Raw genomic sequence first — 14,439 nt, 5'->3', positions numbered from 1 at the left:
GGAAGCTTGATACTTCGGTCATTGTCGGCTTCGGCCGCGCTTGACCGGATTTCACGATGAACGATCTGTCCCATCCCGCTGCCTTCGACACCACCGAGCTGGGCGTCGAAGGCATGACCTGCGGCGGCTGCGCGCGCCGCGTCGAAAAAGCGCTGGCCGAGGTGCCGGGCGTGCATGCCGCGCAAGTCGATCTGGCGGGCCATTCCGCCACGGTCAGCGCGTCCCCGGATGTCGATGCGGGGCAGTTGGTCGAGGCGGTGGCGGCGGCCGGATATCGGGCGGAGGTGCGGGAGCGGGTGGCGGCTGCGACGCCCGCTGCGCCTGTGACACCTCCGGTCACGCTCAACGTGAGCGGCATGACCTGTGGCGGCTGTGCCCGCCGTGTCGAGAAGGCACTCGCGCAAGTACCGGGTGTGGCTCAGGCGACAGTCGATCTGGCCGCCTCGCAAGCCACGGTCGAACTGGCTCCCGGTGCTGAAACCGATATCCAAGCGCTGATCGATGCTGCAACCACGGCCGGCTATCCGGCGGAACGAATCGCGCCCGCTCCGTTGACGCTTCACGTCAGCGGAATGACTTGCGGCGGCTGTGCCCGCCGTGTCGAGAAGGCACTCGCGCAAGTGCCGGGTGTGGCTCAGGCGACGGTCGATCTGGCCGCCTCGCAAGCCACGGTCGAACTGGCTCCCGGTGCTGAAACCGATATCCAAGCGCTGATCGATGCTGCAACCACGGCCGGCTATCCGGCGGAACGAATCGCGCCCGCTCCGTTGACGCTTCACGTCAGCGGAATGACTTGCGGCGGCTGTGCCCGCCGTGTCGAGAAGGCACTCGCGCAAGTACCGGGTGTGGCTCAGGCGACAGTCGATCTGGCTGCCTCGCAAGCCACGGTCGAACTGGCTCCCGGTGCTGAAACCGATATCCAAGCGCTGATCGACGCCGCAACCGCGGCCGGCTATCCGGCTGAACGAATCGACGCGGTCGGCGCGATCAAGGCAACGTCCGCCATCGAAGCCGAACCACCAAAGCCCGAACCCGCACCGGTTGCCGTCACGTTTGTACCGATGCCGAAACCGCGTCCGAAGAAGGTCGCGAACGTCGCACCGGAAGCCGAAGCACCTTCCACGAAGACAATCGAACTCGATATCGGCGGCATGACCTGCGCGTCCTGCTCCAGCCGCGTCGAGAAGGCGCTCGCGCAAGTACCCGGCGTGTCCCGCGCCTCGGTCAACCTCGCCACCGAACGCGCCAGCATCAGCGGCAACGCGTCGCTGTCGGCCGCGCAACTGGTCGCCGCCGTTGAAAAGGCCGGCTATCGCGCCACGCCCGACGAAACCGCCGAAGCGGCCCCAGGCACCGCCGCTGCACCTCAACCGATCGAACTCGATATCGGCGGCATGACCTGCGCGTCCTGCTCCAGCCGCGTCGAAAAGGCGCTCGCGCAAGTGCCCGGCGTGTCCCGCGCCTCGGTCAACCTCGCTACCGAACGCGCCAGCATCAGCGGCAACGCGTCGCTGTCGGCCGCGCAACTGATCGCCGCCGTCGAACAGGCCGGCTACCGCGCCACCGCGACGGCCGCCACCACGCCAGCCGACGCCCAGCCGTCGTCCGCGCCCCGCCCGAGTGGCGAAACACGCAAGGCCGCCGAGGCCCGCCGCGACCTGCTCCTGCTGATCGGCTCGGCCGTGCTGACCGCGCCGCTCGTCGCGCCGATGGTCGCGGCGCTGCTCGGCGCATCGCTGATGCTGCCCGCGCCGCTCGAATTCGCGCTCGCGGCGGTGGTGCAGTTCGGCTTCGGCGCGCGCTTCTACCGGGCCGCGTGGCACGCCGTGCGCGTCCGCGCCGGCAACATGGATTTGCTCGTCGCGCTCGGCACCTCGGCCGCGTTCGGCCTCAGCGTCTGGCAGCTCCTGCGCGCGCCGGGTCACGCCGAACATCTGTATTTCGAGGCGGCAGCGGTGATCGTCACGCTGGTGCGCTTCGGCAAATGGCTCGAAGCACGCGCGAAGCGCCAGACCACCGACGCGATCCGCGCCCTGAACGCGCTGCGCCCCGAGCGAGCACGGCTCGTCGAGCACGGCACGGAACGCGAGGTGCCGCTGGCCGCGCTGCGCGTCGGCTCGCGCGTCGCGGTGCGGCCCGGCGAGCGCTTCCCGGTGGACGGCACGATCGTCGAAGGCGCGTCACACGTGGACGAATCGCTGATCACGGGTGAAAGCCTGCCGGTCGCCAAATCGGCCGGCGACCGCGTGACGGCCGGCGCGATCAACGCCGAAGGCGCGCTGACGGTCGAAACCACGGCCGTGGGCGCGGAAACCACGCTGTCGCGCATCATCCGGCTGGTCGAATCGGCGCAGGCCGAAAAGGCGCCGATCCAGCGCCTGGTGGATCGCGTCAGCGCCGTGTTCGTGCCGACCATCCTCGCGCTCGCGCTGCTGACGTTCGCCGGCTGGCTGCTGGCCGGCGCGCCGGCCGAAACGGCGATCCTCAACGCCGTGGCGGTGCTGGTGATCGCCTGCCCGTGCGCGCTCGGGCTCGCCACGCCGGCCGCGATCATGGCCGGCACCGGCGTGGCCGCGAAGCACGGCGTGCTGATCCAGGACGCGCTCGCGCTCGAACTCGCGCAACGCATCGAGGTGGTGGCGTTCGACAAGACCGGCACACTGACCGAAGGCAAGCCGTCGGTCACCGCCTTCGAGGCGATCGGCACGGCGCGCGGCGACGCGCTCGCGATCGCCGCGGCGATCCAGCGGCGCAGCGATCATCCGCTGGCGCAAGCGCTGGTCGCGGCGTTCGACGCCGAAACGGCAACCGATCGCATCGACAACGCCGGCCACGTCAGCGACGCCAAAGCCGTGGCCGGACGCGGCGTCGAAGCCCGCGTCGACGGCACGCGCTACGCGATCGGCAGCGCACGCTGGCTGGCGGAACTGGAGATCGACGTGGCGGGCGCGGCCGGCGCACGCGCCGCCGAACTCGAAGCGGCCGGCAACACGGTGTCGTGGCTGATGCGGCTCGACGCGCCGCGCGCGGCGCTCGCGCTGATCGGTTTCGGCGACACGGTGAAGCCCGGCGCACGCGACGCGATCGCGCAGCTCCAGGCGCTCGGCATCCGCACGGTGCTGGTGACGGGCGACAACCGCGGCAGCGCGGCGGCCGTCGCGCGCGAACTCGGCATCGACGAAGTGCACAGCCAGGTGCTGCCGGACGACAAGGCGCGCGTGATCGGCGAACTGAAGGCCGCCACGCAGGGCGGCGTGGTGGCGATGGTGGGCGACGGCATCAACGACGCGCCGGCGCTGGCCGCCGCCGACATCGGCATCGCGATGGCCACCGGCACCGACGTGGCGATGAACACGGCCGGCATCACGCTGATGCGCGGCGATCCGGCGCTGGTGGCGGCCGCGATCGACATCTCGCGCCGCACCTATCGCAAGATCCGTCAGAACCTGTTCTGGGCGTTCGTCTACAACCTGGTGGGTGTGCCGCTCGCGGCGGCCGGGCTGCTGAACCCGATGATCGCGGGCGCGGCGATGGCGTTCTCGAGCGTGAGCGTGGTCACGAACGCGTTGCTGCTGAAGATGTGGAAGGGCGAAGCACGCTGAAACCGGCGCGCCGCCTGGCGCGCACCCATGCCAAGAAGCTCGCGCACCGTCATGCGGCGCGCGAGCTTCTTGGTTTTTCAGCGGGACGAATCGTGACGAATCGGGGACACGAATCGAACGTACGGCAGCAGGAATGCGGCGGAAATCAGCGGCGCAGCAGGCCGAAACGCGAGATGTGCGACTTGCGCTGACGCTCGGCTTCCGCGTGGCGGGCAGCGTACGAGTAGTCGCGATCGAGCGGCAGATGCGGCGAAACGAACAGATCGTCGATCTTTTGAAGCAGGGCGAAGATGAGGGTCATGTGCGGCTCCCGGCTGGGCAGTGGTGATCAGGGTTTTCCCTAGGAACGAATATTAAGGGTTTTCCCCAATCAAATCTAGTGCGCCGCAGCATTCTGTGCGGTAAACGCGACGCGACATGCCGACGCACAGCATGCCGCCCCGAATAAAAAAGCCGGCGCGTCGCAAGACGGCCGGCTTGATCATTTCAGGGTCGAAGCCCGTTGTACCTAGCGAGGACGGCGTTCGCGGCGGGCCGGTTGCGGGCGCAGAGCCACGGCGCTGCGATTGGTCAGGCGTTGCACCTGCACGCCGAGTTCGTCGGCACGCTGTTGCATCGCAGCAAGATTGGCCTGCTGGGTTTCCTGCGAGGAAGTCAGGCGATCGACCCGGCGTTGCAGTGCGTCGGCGTCGCGATGCGCGCTCGACAGCGCCGTCGTCTGCAGGCCCAGCGCCACGATCGCGATCAGCACCACCGCCGCGAGCGCGAGCAGCAGGCGGTTCACGCGACGCATCTCGCGGTCGGCCGCGCGGCGCAGGTCGACGGTTTCGAGCTGCAGCATGCGCAGGCGATCGGACAGCGGATTCAGTTGCGCGTCGAGATCGATAACAGGGGCCGCCTCGGCGGGCGTGGGCGCGGCTTCGGCGGCGAGGCTCGGGCTTGGATTCACGGCCGATGCCGGCTTGCGAATGGCCTCGGTGACCGGCGCGGGCGTCGCCGCGTTCGCGTCCACCGCCACGGCCGGCGCGGCCTTGCGCTTCGCCGCGCCCGATTCGGCGCGTCGGCCACCACCGCGCTTGCCGGCACCTGCCTTGGCTTGCGTGGCGGTGGCGTCGGGGGCCGAAGCGTCGGGGGCCGAAGCGCCCGAAGCCGCAACCACGTCGGCAGCCGCCAAACCCGCCACCGCCTCCTGCACCGCCGCGACCACTTCGGTCACATCGACGGCAGGTTCCGCTTCGTGCGCCATCGCCTCGGCAACGGCATCCGTATTCGCGATGGCTTGCGCGAGTGCGTCGCTCGCCGTCGACGAGGCGGTTGACGAAGCCGGCACAGCAACCGGAGCCGCCTGCCCCTCCACCGTCGCGGCTTCGGCAGGCAGATCGAAGCCATCGAAGCTGCCTTGCTGCGAACTCTGCGCCAAGGCCTCAACAGCCTCCATGGCGGCCTCGTGCTCGGCGGCCCCCGCCACCGCACTCCGCGCCTGCCCGTCGTGCCCACCGGCCGGCACTTCACCGAACAAGTCGATCGCGTGCTCGCTTTGCGCATCCGTCACCGCCGCCACCACCGTTTCATCCACCGCAGCAGACACGGAAGCCGGCACCGCCACGCCGTCACCCTCGACACGCAAGGTCGCGCGCGCGGGCGAATCGCCGCTCGCAGCCGCGGCGGCGCTGCGCCGGCGAGCCGGCTTCGTCGCACGGGAAGAGCGGGGGGAACGGGGACGGGATGGCACTCGGGATTCGATCATGGAGCAAGGGCCGCGGACATCGCGATCCGCGCCGCCCCGTCAGGCGCGACCACTCGATGTCGATCGCCTGCGAGCCGGCCCGGATGCCCGGCAACCAGCAGCCTCGGGGACGGAAAGGCCGCATTGTCGCACGGCCGCCCGCTCGTCCCGCGCGAAGTGCGGCGCGCCCGCAACGCGCCTTTGTTTCGCCTCATTCCGCGCCGGCCAAACCCTCCTGTTCCTTGAACAACTGCACGCCCGGCAGCTTGCGCAATTGCGTAGCGATCCGCTCGTATTCGAGCGACGAGACGCGCGCCAGCGAGATCGTCACGTCGTCGCATTCGGGCTGCTCCTCGCTCTGCTGCACGATGAATTGCTTGACGCGCGCGCTGTCGGTGCCGAGCGCCGCGTGCAGCGTCGAAAAGGTCAGCGAGCCGCGCTCGACCAGCAGCGCCATGTGCCGGCGCTGGCGCACGGTGATGTAGCGCTTTTCGAGCGGCTTGATGCCGGCCAGGATCACCAGCACGATCACGGTAGCCGCGATCGCGGCCACGTAGAGCCCGCCGCCCACTGCCAGCCCGACCGCCGCCACCGACCACAGGCTCGCGGCCGTGGTCAGGCCGCGCACGATCTCGCCGCGCATCAGGATCGAGCCCGCGCCGAGAAAGCCGATGCCCGACACGACCTGCGCGGCGATCCGCGACGGATCGAGCACGATCTGCGGCTTGCCGAGCACGTCGGCGAAACCGAACGCGGACACGATCATGATCAGCGCCGAGCCGACGCACACCAGCATGTGGGTGCGCAGGCCGGCGGCCCACGACAGCCGTTCGCGTTCGAAACCGACCACGCTGCCGAGTACGGCCGCGAGAACGAGCCGCATGATGAGTTCGAAGTTGTTGAGCATGCGTTCTCTCCTTCCTGTTATTGTGTCGGCGCAATGACGCCGGCCACGGGCGCTTCGCCCGGCCGCCGGCGCGCCGCCGCACCTTGATAGACCAACGAGTTTTGATGATGTCCGCTACCCGCCCCGCCATCGACCAGGCCGCCGACTTGCGCCGGCATTTCGCGGAAATCGTGCTGCCGCTGTGGCGCGGGCCAGGGTTCGACCCGTCGATGGGGCTTCCGTTCGAGGCCGTTGCGCCCGATACCCACGCCCCGCTGCCCGTCACGCGGTTCCGCGCGATGGCCTGCGCGCGCCAGTTGTTCGTGTTTGCGAACGCGGGCGACCTGGCTCATGCGGATACCCTGTTCGACGGATTGTGCCGGAACTTCCTCGATCGGCAACATGGCGGCTGGTACTACAGCGTCGATGCGCAAGGCGCGCCGCTCGACCGCAGCAAGGATCTCTACACCCACGCGTTCATCGTGTTCGCCTGCGCGGCGTATTTCGCCGCCACCGGCAATCGCGACGCGCGCCAGCGTGCCGAACACACCGCCGCGCTGATCGAGGATCGTTTCGCGCCTGCCCCCGGCGACGCCTGCCTCGACGCCGCGCGCGCCGAAAATTTCGCGCGACTCGACGGCCCGCCGCTGCAAAACCCGCTGATGCACCTGACCGAAGCATGGCTCGCGGCCGCCAGCGCGTTCGGCGACGCCGCCTTCGACGCGGCCCTGCTGCGCACGGCGCAGGCGGTCGAGCGGCGCTTCGTCGATCCGGGCACCGGCTGCGTCGCGGAACTGCCGCTGGGCAGCGCAGGCAACCGCTTCGAGCCGGGCCACCAGTTCGAATGGTTCTATCTGGTGCACGAGGCCGGCGCGCGGCTGGCCCCGACCGGGCTGGCCGACGCGCTCGAACGCGCGTACCGGTTCGCGGAGCGGCATGGCGTGGATACCGTCACGGGCGGCGTGTGCGCGGCCACCGACGCGCACGGCGCCTGCCTCGACGCCACCCAGCGGATCTGGGCGCAAACCGAATACCTGCGCGCGCTCGCCACGCGCGGCGCGCAACCCGGCTCGCCCGATCTGGCCGTGCAGACCGAACGCTTCGCGGCGCGCTTCCTGCATCCGCGCGGCTGGTTCGAATGCAAGACGGCCGACGGCGCGGTCGCGCGCGCCGACCTGCCGTCCACCACGCCCTACCACCTCGTCACCGCCTACGCGGCGCTGCCCGGCGCGCGTTGAGCGCGGGGCGCGCGTTGAGCGCGGGGCGCCCGTCAAGCAAGCCGCGTGCCGCGCGTGCGGTGCGGATAAGCGGCCATCGCGCCGCGAATCTCCTTGCGTATCGGCCGGGCGCTTCCTAGAGTGAAGCGCAAGCGCCGGCCCCCTGTCGGTTGCACGGGGCACGGCCCCGCCCACTGCCAAGGAAGGTCGATGACGGACATCGTGGATCACGCGCGCGGCGCGCTTCTCGCCCAGCCGTTCAGCATGCTGCTCGGTACGGAATTGATGACCATCGGCGGAGACGAAGTCGCGCTCAGCCTGTCGATCCGGGACGAGCTCAGGCAGCAGCACGGCTTCGTGCACGGCGGCGTGATCAGCTATCTGGCCGACAACGCCCTGACCTTCGCGGGCGCGCTCGCGCTCGGCCCGCGCGTGGTCACCGGCGAATACAAGATCAACTATCTGCGCCCGGCCACCAGCGGCCGCCTGCTGGCACGCGCGAAGCTGCTGCACGGCGGCCGCAATCAGGCCACCTGCCAATGTCATGTATTCGTGGTGAACGGCAAGGAGGAGCGGCTGGTGGCGGTGGCGCAGGGCACCATCAACCGGCTCGGGGACGACCGCGCCGAACTGGCGCAGGAAACGGCGGCCTGACACGCGGGCCGCACCGGATTCGGGCGGGGCGGGCAGCGCGCCCCGCGCCGTTCAAACATCGATCGACACCACTCAGAACACATCCCCCGGCACGCGCACCATGCCTTCCATCAGCACCCGCGCGCTGCGGCTCATGATCGCCTTGGTGACCACCCACTCGCCGCCATTCTGACTGGCCTGCGCGCCCACCCGCAGCGTGCCCGACGGATGCCCGAAGCGCACCGCCTCGCGCTCGCCGCCGCCGGCCGCCAGATTGACGAGCGTGCCCGGAATCGCGGCGGCGGTGCCGATCGCCACCGCCGCCGTGCCCATCATCGCGTGGTGCAGCTTGCCCATCGACATCGCGCGCACCAGCAGGTCCACATCCTTCGCGCCGACCGCCTTGCCGCTCGACGCCACGTAATCGGCCGGCGGCGCGACGAACGCGATCTTCGGCGTGTGCTGGCGTTGCGCGATCTCGTCGAGCGAGCGGATCAGGCCCATGCGCAGCGCGCCGTAGGCGCGGATCGTCTCGAAGCGCTGGAGCGCGGCGTCGTCGCCGTTGATCGCGCCCTGCAGTTCGGTGCCGGTGTAGCCGATCGCCTCGGCGTTGACGAAGATGGTCGGAATGCCGGCGTTGATCATGGTGGCCTTCAGCGTGCCGATGCCGGGCACCTCCAGGTCGTCCACCAGATGCCCGGTCGGGAACATCGCGCCGCCCGCGCCGTCTTCGTCGGCGGCCGGGTCCATGAATTCGAGCTGCACTTCGGCGGCCGGGAACGTCACGCCGTCGAGTTCGAAATCGCCGGTTTCCTGCACCTCGCCGTTCGTGATCGGCACATGCGCAACGATGGTCTTGCCGATGTTGGCCTGCCAGATGCGCACCACGGCCACGCCGTTTTCCGGCACCCGCGACGCCTCGACCAGCCCGCCGGAAATCGCGAACGGCCCGACCGCCGCCGACAGGTTGCCGCAGTTGCCGCTCCAGTCGATGAACGCCTTGTCGATCGCGACCTGGCCGAACAGGTAATCCACATCGTGACCGGGCCGCGTGCTGCGCGACACGATCACCGTCTTGCTGGTGCTGGAGGTGGCGCCGCCCATGCCGTCGGTCTGCTTGCCGTACGGGTCGGGGCTGCCGATCACGCGCAGCAGCAGCGCGTCGCGCGCCGCGCCGGGCGTGCGGGCGGCTTCCGGCAGGTCGTCCAGCCGGAAGAACACGCCCTTGCTGGTGCCGCCGCGCAAATAGGTGGCGGGAATCCGGATTTGGGGAACGTGGGCCATGGTGATGCTTCCTGAAATGACGAGGGCGGCGTGCGGGCCGCCCGAACGCGGAGCGGCCGCAGCCGCTCCGCCCGATGCAATGGGCCGACGCACGCGCCGGCCGCGACGCTCACGCCGCCTGCGACGATTCGAGGAAATCCTGCGCGAAGCGTTGCAGCACGCCGCCCGCCTCGTAGATCGACACTTCCTCGGCCGTGTCGAGCCGGCACGTGACCGGCACCTCCACGCGTGTGCCGTTGGCGCGGTGGATCACCAACGTCAGGTCGGCGCGCGGCTTGCGCTCGCCGATCACGTCGAAGGTTTCGGTGCCGTCGATGCCGAGCGTCAGGCGGTTCGCGTCGGGCTTGAATTCGAGCGGCAGCACGCCCATCCCGATCAGGTTGGTGCGGTGGATCCGCTCGAAGCCTTCCGCGACGATCGCCTCCACGCCCGCGAGCCGCACGCCCTTGGCCGCCCAGTCGCGCGACGAGCCCTGGCCGTAATCCGCGCCCGCCACCACGATCAGCGGCTGCTTGCGCGCCATGTAGGTTTCGATCGCCTCCCACATCCGCACCACTTTGCCTTCCGGCTCGATGCGCGCGAGCGAACCCTTCTTCACGGCGCCGTCCACCACCGCCATCTCGTTGACGAGCGTGGGGTTGGCGAACGTGGCGCGCTGCGCGGTCAGGTGATCGCCGCGATGGGTGGCGTAGGAATTGAAATCCTCCTCGGGCACGCCCATCTTCGCGAGATATTCGCCGGCCGCGCTATTGGCCATGATCGCGTTCGACGGCGACAGGTGATCGGTGGTGATGTTGTCGCCGAGCACGGCCAGCGCGCGCATCCCGGCCAGCGTGCGCTCGCCCGCCAGCGCGCCTTCCCAGTACGGCGGGCGGCGGATGTAGGTGCTTTGCGGCCGCCAGTCGTAGAGCGGCGCGACGCTGGCGCCCGCCTGCTCGGTGCGCGCGAACATCGGCTCGTACACCAGCCGGAACTGCTCGGGCTTGACGCTCGCGGCGACGATCGCGTCGATCTCGGCGTCGTCGGGCCAGATATCGGCGAGCTTGACCGGCTGGCCGCCGGCATCCTCGCCGAGCACGTCGTTCTCGATGTCGAAGCGGATCGTGCCGGCGATCGCGTAGGCCACCACCAGCGGCGGCGAGGCCAGGAACGCCTGCTTCGCGTACGGGTGGATGCGGCCGTCGAAGTTGCGGTTGCCGGACAGCACCGCCGTGGCGTACAGGTCGCGCGCGACGATTTCCTGCTGGATATCGGCGTCGAGCGCGCCCGACATGCCGTTGCAGGTGGTGCAGGCGAACGCGACGATGCCGAAACCGAGCGCTTCGAGATCGGCCAGCAGCCCCGCTTCCTTCAGGTAAAGCTCGACCGTTTTCGAGCCGGGCGCGAGCGAGCTTTTCACCCACGGCTTGCGGGCCAGGCCGCGCGCACGCGCGTTGCGCGCCAGCAGGCCGGCCGCGATCACGTTGCGCGGGTTGCTGGTGTTGGTGCAGCTCGTGATGGCGGCGATGATCACCGCGCCGTCGGGCATCTGCCCGGCGATGTCCTCGTGCGGCGCGGCGATGCCGCGCTCGGCCAGCTCGCGCGTCGGCAGCCGCTTGTGCGGGTTCGACGGGCCGGCCATGTTGCGCACCACCGTCGACAGGTCGAACGCGAGCGTGCGTTCGTACTGCGCGTTCGCGAGGCTGTCGGCCCACAGGCCGGCCGTCTTCGCGTAGGTTTCGACCAGCGCGACCTGCTCGTCGCTGCGGCCGGTCAGGCGCAGATAGTCGAGCGTGCGGCCATCGATGAAGAACATCGCGGCGGTGGCGCCGTATTCGGGCGCCATGTTCGAGATCGTCGCGCGGTCGCCGAGCGTCAGGCTGGCCGCGCCGGCGCCGCGGAATTCGAGGTACGCGCCCACCACCTTCTGCTGGCGCAGGAATTCCGTCAGCGCGAGCACGATGTCGGTGGCCGTGATGCCGGGCTGGCGCTCGCCGGTCAGCTCCACGCCGACGATGTCGGGCAGCCGCATCCACGACGCGCGGCCGAGCATCACGTTCTCGGCTTCGAGGCCGCCCACGCCGATCGCGATCACGCCGAGCGCATCCACGTGCGGCGTGTGGCTGTCGGTGCCGACGCAGGTATCGGGATAGGCCACGCCGTCCTGCGTGCCGATCACGGGCGACATCTTCTCCAGGTTGATCTGATGCATGATGCCGTTGCCGGGCGGGATCACGTCCACGTTCTCGAAGGCCGTCTTGGTCCAGTCGATGAAGTGGAAGCGATCCTCGTTGCGGCGATCCTCGATCGCGCGATTCTTGGCGAACGCATCGGGATCGAAGCCGCCGCATTCCACGGCCAGCGAGTGATCGACGATCAGTTGCACCGGCACCACCGGATTGACCTTGGCCGGATCGCCGCCGCCCGCCGCGATCGCGTCGCGCAGGCCGGCGAGATCGACCAGCGCGGTCTGGCCGAGGATGTCGTGGCAGACGACGCGCGCCGGGTACCACGGGAAGTCGCTGTCGCGGCGGCGTTCGATCAACTGGCGCAGCGCGTCGTCGAGCCGCGCGGGCTCGCAACGGCGCACCAGGTTCTCGGCCAGCACGCGCGAGGTGTAGGGCAGCGTGTCCCACGCGCCGGGCGCGAGGGCCTCGACGGCGGCGCGCGCGTCGAAATAATCCAGCCCGGTGCCGGGCAGCGGTTTGCGATTGGCGGTATTCATGTTCTGGGCTTGCGGGGAGTTCAACGAAGGGCGGCCCGTGGGCCGCCCAGGGCACGATCAGCGTTGCTCGATCGGCACGAACTTCAGGTCTTCCGGCCCGGTGTAGTTGGCGCTCGGTCGGATGATCTTGTTGTCGACGCGCTGCTCGATGATGTGCGCGCTCCAGCCGGAGGTGCGCGCGATCACGAACAGCGGCGTGAACATCGCGGTCGGCACGCCCATCTGGCGGTACGACACGGCGCTGAACCAGTCGAGGTTCGGGAACATCTTCTTGGCGTCCCACATGACCGATTCGAGCCGCTCGGCAATCTCGTACAGCCGCGTGTCGCCGGCCTCCTTCGACAGCTTGCGCGCCACTTCCTTGATGACCTTGTTGCGCGGGTCCGAGATCGTGTAGACCGGATGGCCGAAGCCGATCACGACTTCCTTGTTCTCGACGCGGCGGCGGATGTCGGCCTCGGCGTCGTCGGCGTCGCGGTAACGGCTCTGGATTTCGTACGCCACCTCGTTCGCGCCGCCGTGCTTCGGGCCGCGCAGCGCGCCGATCCCGCCGGTGATGGCCGAATAGATGTCGGAGCCGGTGCCCGCGATCACGCGCGCCGTGAACGTGGACGCGTTGAATTCGTGCTCGGCGTAGAGGATCAGCGAGATGTGCATCGCGTCGACCCACGCCTTCGACGGCGTCTTGCCGTGCAGCAGGTGCAGGAAGTGGCCGCCGATCGAATCGTCGTCGGTTTCGGTTTCGATGCGGCGGCCGTTGTGCGACCAGTGATACCAGTACAGCAGCATCGAGCCGAGCGAGGCCATCAGGCGGTCGGCGATGTCGCGCGCGCCGGGCAGGTTGTGATCGTCCTTCTCGGGCAGCACGGTGCCGAGCACCGACACGCCGGTGCGCATCACGTCCATCGGGTGCGCCGAGGCGGGAATCGCCTCCAGCGCCGTTTTCAGCGCGGACGGCAGGCCGCGCATCGCGCGCAGCTTGCTCTTGTAGGCGGCCAGTTCGGCCAGCGACGGCAGCTTTTCGTGCACCAGCAGGTAGGCGATTTCCTCGAACTCGCAGGTTTCGGCCACGTCGAGGATGTCGTAACCGCGATAGTGCAGATCGTTGCCGGTGCGGCCGACCGTGCACAGCGCGGTGTTGCCGGCGGTCACGCCCGACAGCGCCACCGATTTCTTCGGCTTGAAGCCGCCCGCTGCGGCCGGGGCCGCGTCTTTCGTCTCGCTCATCTGATGTACTCCTGATCCGGGTGGAGGGTCCGTTCTTGGTTTGCGTTGCCTGGCAACAGGCGGCTCGGGCGGCTCAGTGCCGGCCCTGGCTGAACAGTTCGTCGAGCTTGTCTTCGTAGGCGTGGTAGCCGAGGAAGTCGTACAGCTCCGCGCGCGTCTGCATGGTCGGGACGGCGGCCTTCTGGGTGCCGTCGCGGCGCACGGTCTCGTAGAAGTTCAACGCCGCCTTGTTCATCGCACGATACGCGCCGCAGCAGTAAAGCGCGATATCGACGTTCACGCCGCGCAGCTCGTCGAGCGTGAACATCGGCGTGGAGCCGAATTCCGTGAGGTTCGCGAGGATCGGCACCTGAACCGCCGCCTTGACGCGACGGTAATCGTCGAGCGTCTTCATCGCCTCGGGGAAGATCATGTCCGCGCCGGCCTCGACATAGGCCTGCGCGCGCTCGATCGCCGCGTCCAGCCCCTCGACGGCGGCCACATCGGTGCGGGCCATGATGACGAACTGCTCGTCGGTGCGCGCGTCGACCGCCGCCTTGATACGGTCGACCATCTCGGCGGTCGGCACGCATTCCTTGCCGGGCCGGTGGCCGCAGCGCTTCTGGCCGACCTGGTCTTCCAGGTGCACGGCCGCCACGCCGGCCTTGATGAACGAGCGGATGGTGCGCGCGATATTGAAGGCGCCGCCCCAGCCGGTGTCGATATCGACCAGCAGCGGCAGATCGGTGGCGTTGGTGATGCGGTTCGCGTCGATCAGCACGTCGTCCATGGTGCTGATGCCGAGATCGGGCATGCCGAGCGAATTGGCGGCCACGCCGCCGCCCGACAGGTAGACGGCCTTGAAGCCGCTGGCCTCGGCCATCTTGGCGGCGTAGGCGGTAATCGCGCCCACCACCTGCAGCGGCGATTCGGCGGCGACGGCGGCGCGGAATCTCGCGCCGGCGCTGGAAAGCGGGGAACTGCCCATCGAGTGTCTCCTGACATGTGTCGTTGCCGCTGGATAGTGCAAGACCCGGGCCAGCCTCGATGTTCGGCGCTAAGTGGCTGATTCGCAATCGAAATGCGATTCGGCACGGCAGAAATCGAGTTCATTATGGAAACCCGCGATTTCAAATTTGAAATGCAACGGCGATAATGCACGCCCGCCTCCGTCGATCGCC

10 protein-coding genes are annotated in these 14,439 nt (G+C 69.2%); 3 read left to right on the top strand and 7 right to left on the bottom strand.

Going from position 1 to position 14,439, the window contains the following annotated elements; genetic code table 11:
• The first annotated feature begins 56 nt into the window (after window positions 1-56).
• Window positions 57-3,602 (top strand): heavy metal translocating P-type ATPase, encoded by a 3,546-nt coding sequence (locus tag AB4851_RS05975; RefSeq protein ID WP_414448849.1) that lies wholly within the window; start codon window positions 57-59, stop codon window positions 3,600-3,602.
• A 145-nt stretch (window positions 3,603-3,747) separates the two neighbouring features.
• Here AB4851_RS05975 and AB4851_RS05970 read toward each other — a convergent pair whose 3' ends face one another.
• From AB4851_RS05970 to AB4851_RS05960, 3 genes are all read right to left on the bottom strand, one after another.
• Complete coding sequence (locus AB4851_RS05970; protein ID WP_414440493.1) at window positions 3,748-3,903, bottom strand: hypothetical protein; 156 nt, start codon at window positions 3,901-3,903, stop codon at window positions 3,748-3,750.
• Between the two features lie 207 nt (window positions 3,904-4,110).
• A complete protein-coding gene (locus AB4851_RS05965) occupies window positions 4,111-5,229 on the bottom strand; it encodes a hypothetical protein (RefSeq protein WP_414448848.1) in 1,119 nt (372 codons plus the stop codon).
• Window positions 5,230-5,539: 310 nt separating this feature from the next.
• Window positions 5,540-6,235, bottom strand: a complete 696-nt coding sequence (locus tag AB4851_RS05960) for an MgtC/SapB family protein (protein ID WP_414448847.1) — start codon at window positions 6,233-6,235, stop codon at window positions 5,540-5,542.
• Between the two features lie 107 nt (window positions 6,236-6,342).
• Here AB4851_RS05960 and AB4851_RS05955 point away from each other — a divergent pair, with 107 nt between their 5' ends.
• Both AB4851_RS05955 and AB4851_RS05950 read left to right on the top strand, forming a co-directional pair.
• On the top strand, window positions 6,343-7,452 hold the full coding sequence (locus AB4851_RS05955; protein WP_414449141.1) for an AGE family epimerase/isomerase: 1,110 nt from the start codon (window positions 6,343-6,345) through the stop codon (window positions 7,450-7,452).
• A 189-nt stretch (window positions 7,453-7,641) separates the two neighbouring features.
• Window positions 7,642-8,085: a PaaI family thioesterase gene (locus AB4851_RS05950; RefSeq protein ID WP_414448846.1), complete on the top strand. Its 444-nt coding sequence runs from the start codon at window positions 7,642-7,644 to the stop codon at window positions 8,083-8,085.
• A gap of 72 nt (window positions 8,086-8,157) precedes the next feature.
• Here AB4851_RS05950 and prpF read toward each other — a convergent pair whose 3' ends face one another.
• The 4 genes from prpF to prpB form a co-directional block, all read right to left on the bottom strand.
• On the bottom strand, window positions 8,158-9,348 hold the full coding sequence (gene prpF, locus AB4851_RS05945; RefSeq protein ID WP_414448845.1) for a 2-methylaconitate cis-trans isomerase PrpF: 1,191 nt from the start codon (window positions 9,346-9,348) through the stop codon (window positions 8,158-8,160).
• 109 nt (window positions 9,349-9,457) lie between these two features.
• Entirely contained in the window at window positions 9,458-12,052 is a 2,595-nt protein-coding gene (gene acnD / locus AB4851_RS05940) for a Fe/S-dependent 2-methylisocitrate dehydratase AcnD (protein ID WP_414448844.1), read from the bottom strand.
• Window positions 12,053-12,109: 57 nt separating this feature from the next.
• The gene (gene prpC, locus AB4851_RS05935; protein ID WP_414448843.1) at window positions 12,110-13,279 is read right to left on the bottom strand and encodes a 2-methylcitrate synthase; all 1,170 of its coding nucleotides are present in this window, start codon (window positions 13,277-13,279) and stop codon (window positions 12,110-12,112) included.
• A gap of 73 nt (window positions 13,280-13,352) precedes the next feature.
• The gene (gene prpB / locus AB4851_RS05930; RefSeq protein WP_414448842.1) at window positions 13,353-14,246 is read right to left on the bottom strand and encodes a methylisocitrate lyase; all 894 of its coding nucleotides are present in this window, start codon (window positions 14,244-14,246) and stop codon (window positions 13,353-13,355) included.
• Window positions 14,247-14,439: the final 193 nt, after the last annotated feature.

This window comes from Burkholderia sp. 22PA0099, from assembly GCF_047497165.1.
Lineage (GTDB): Bacteria > Pseudomonadota > Gammaproteobacteria > Burkholderiales > Burkholderiaceae > Burkholderia.
This window is presented reverse-complemented; position numbering and strand designations above follow the sequence as displayed.

Excerpts from the sequence above, each read along its gene's own strand:
- AB4851_RS05950 (WP_414448846.1), top strand. The coding sequence starts at position 7,642 with ATGACGGACATCGTGGATCACGCGCGCGGCGCGCTTCTCGCCCAGCCG.
- prpB (WP_414448842.1), bottom strand. The coding sequence starts at position 14,246 with ATGGGCAGTTCCCCGCTTTCCAGCGCCGGCGCGAGATTCCGCGCCGCC.
- acnD (WP_414448844.1), bottom strand. The coding sequence starts at position 12,052 with ATGAATACCGCCAATCGCAAACCGCTGCCCGGCACCGGGCTGGATTAT.
- prpC (WP_414448843.1), bottom strand. The coding sequence starts at position 13,279 with ATGAGCGAGACGAAAGACGCGGCCCCGGCCGCAGCGGGCGGCTTCAAG.
- AB4851_RS05955 (WP_414449141.1), top strand. The coding sequence starts at position 6,343 with ATGTCCGCTACCCGCCCCGCCATCGACCAGGCCGCCGACTTGCGCCGG.
- AB4851_RS05960 (WP_414448847.1), bottom strand. The coding sequence starts at position 6,235 with ATGCTCAACAACTTCGAACTCATCATGCGGCTCGTTCTCGCGGCCGTA.
- AB4851_RS05970 (WP_414440493.1), bottom strand. The coding sequence starts at position 3,903 with ATGACCCTCATCTTCGCCCTGCTTCAAAAGATCGACGATCTGTTCGTT.
- AB4851_RS05975 (WP_414448849.1), top strand. The coding sequence starts at position 57 with ATGAACGATCTGTCCCATCCCGCTGCCTTCGACACCACCGAGCTGGGC.
- prpF (WP_414448845.1), bottom strand. The coding sequence starts at position 9,348 with ATGGCCCACGTTCCCCAAATCCGGATTCCCGCCACCTATTTGCGCGGC.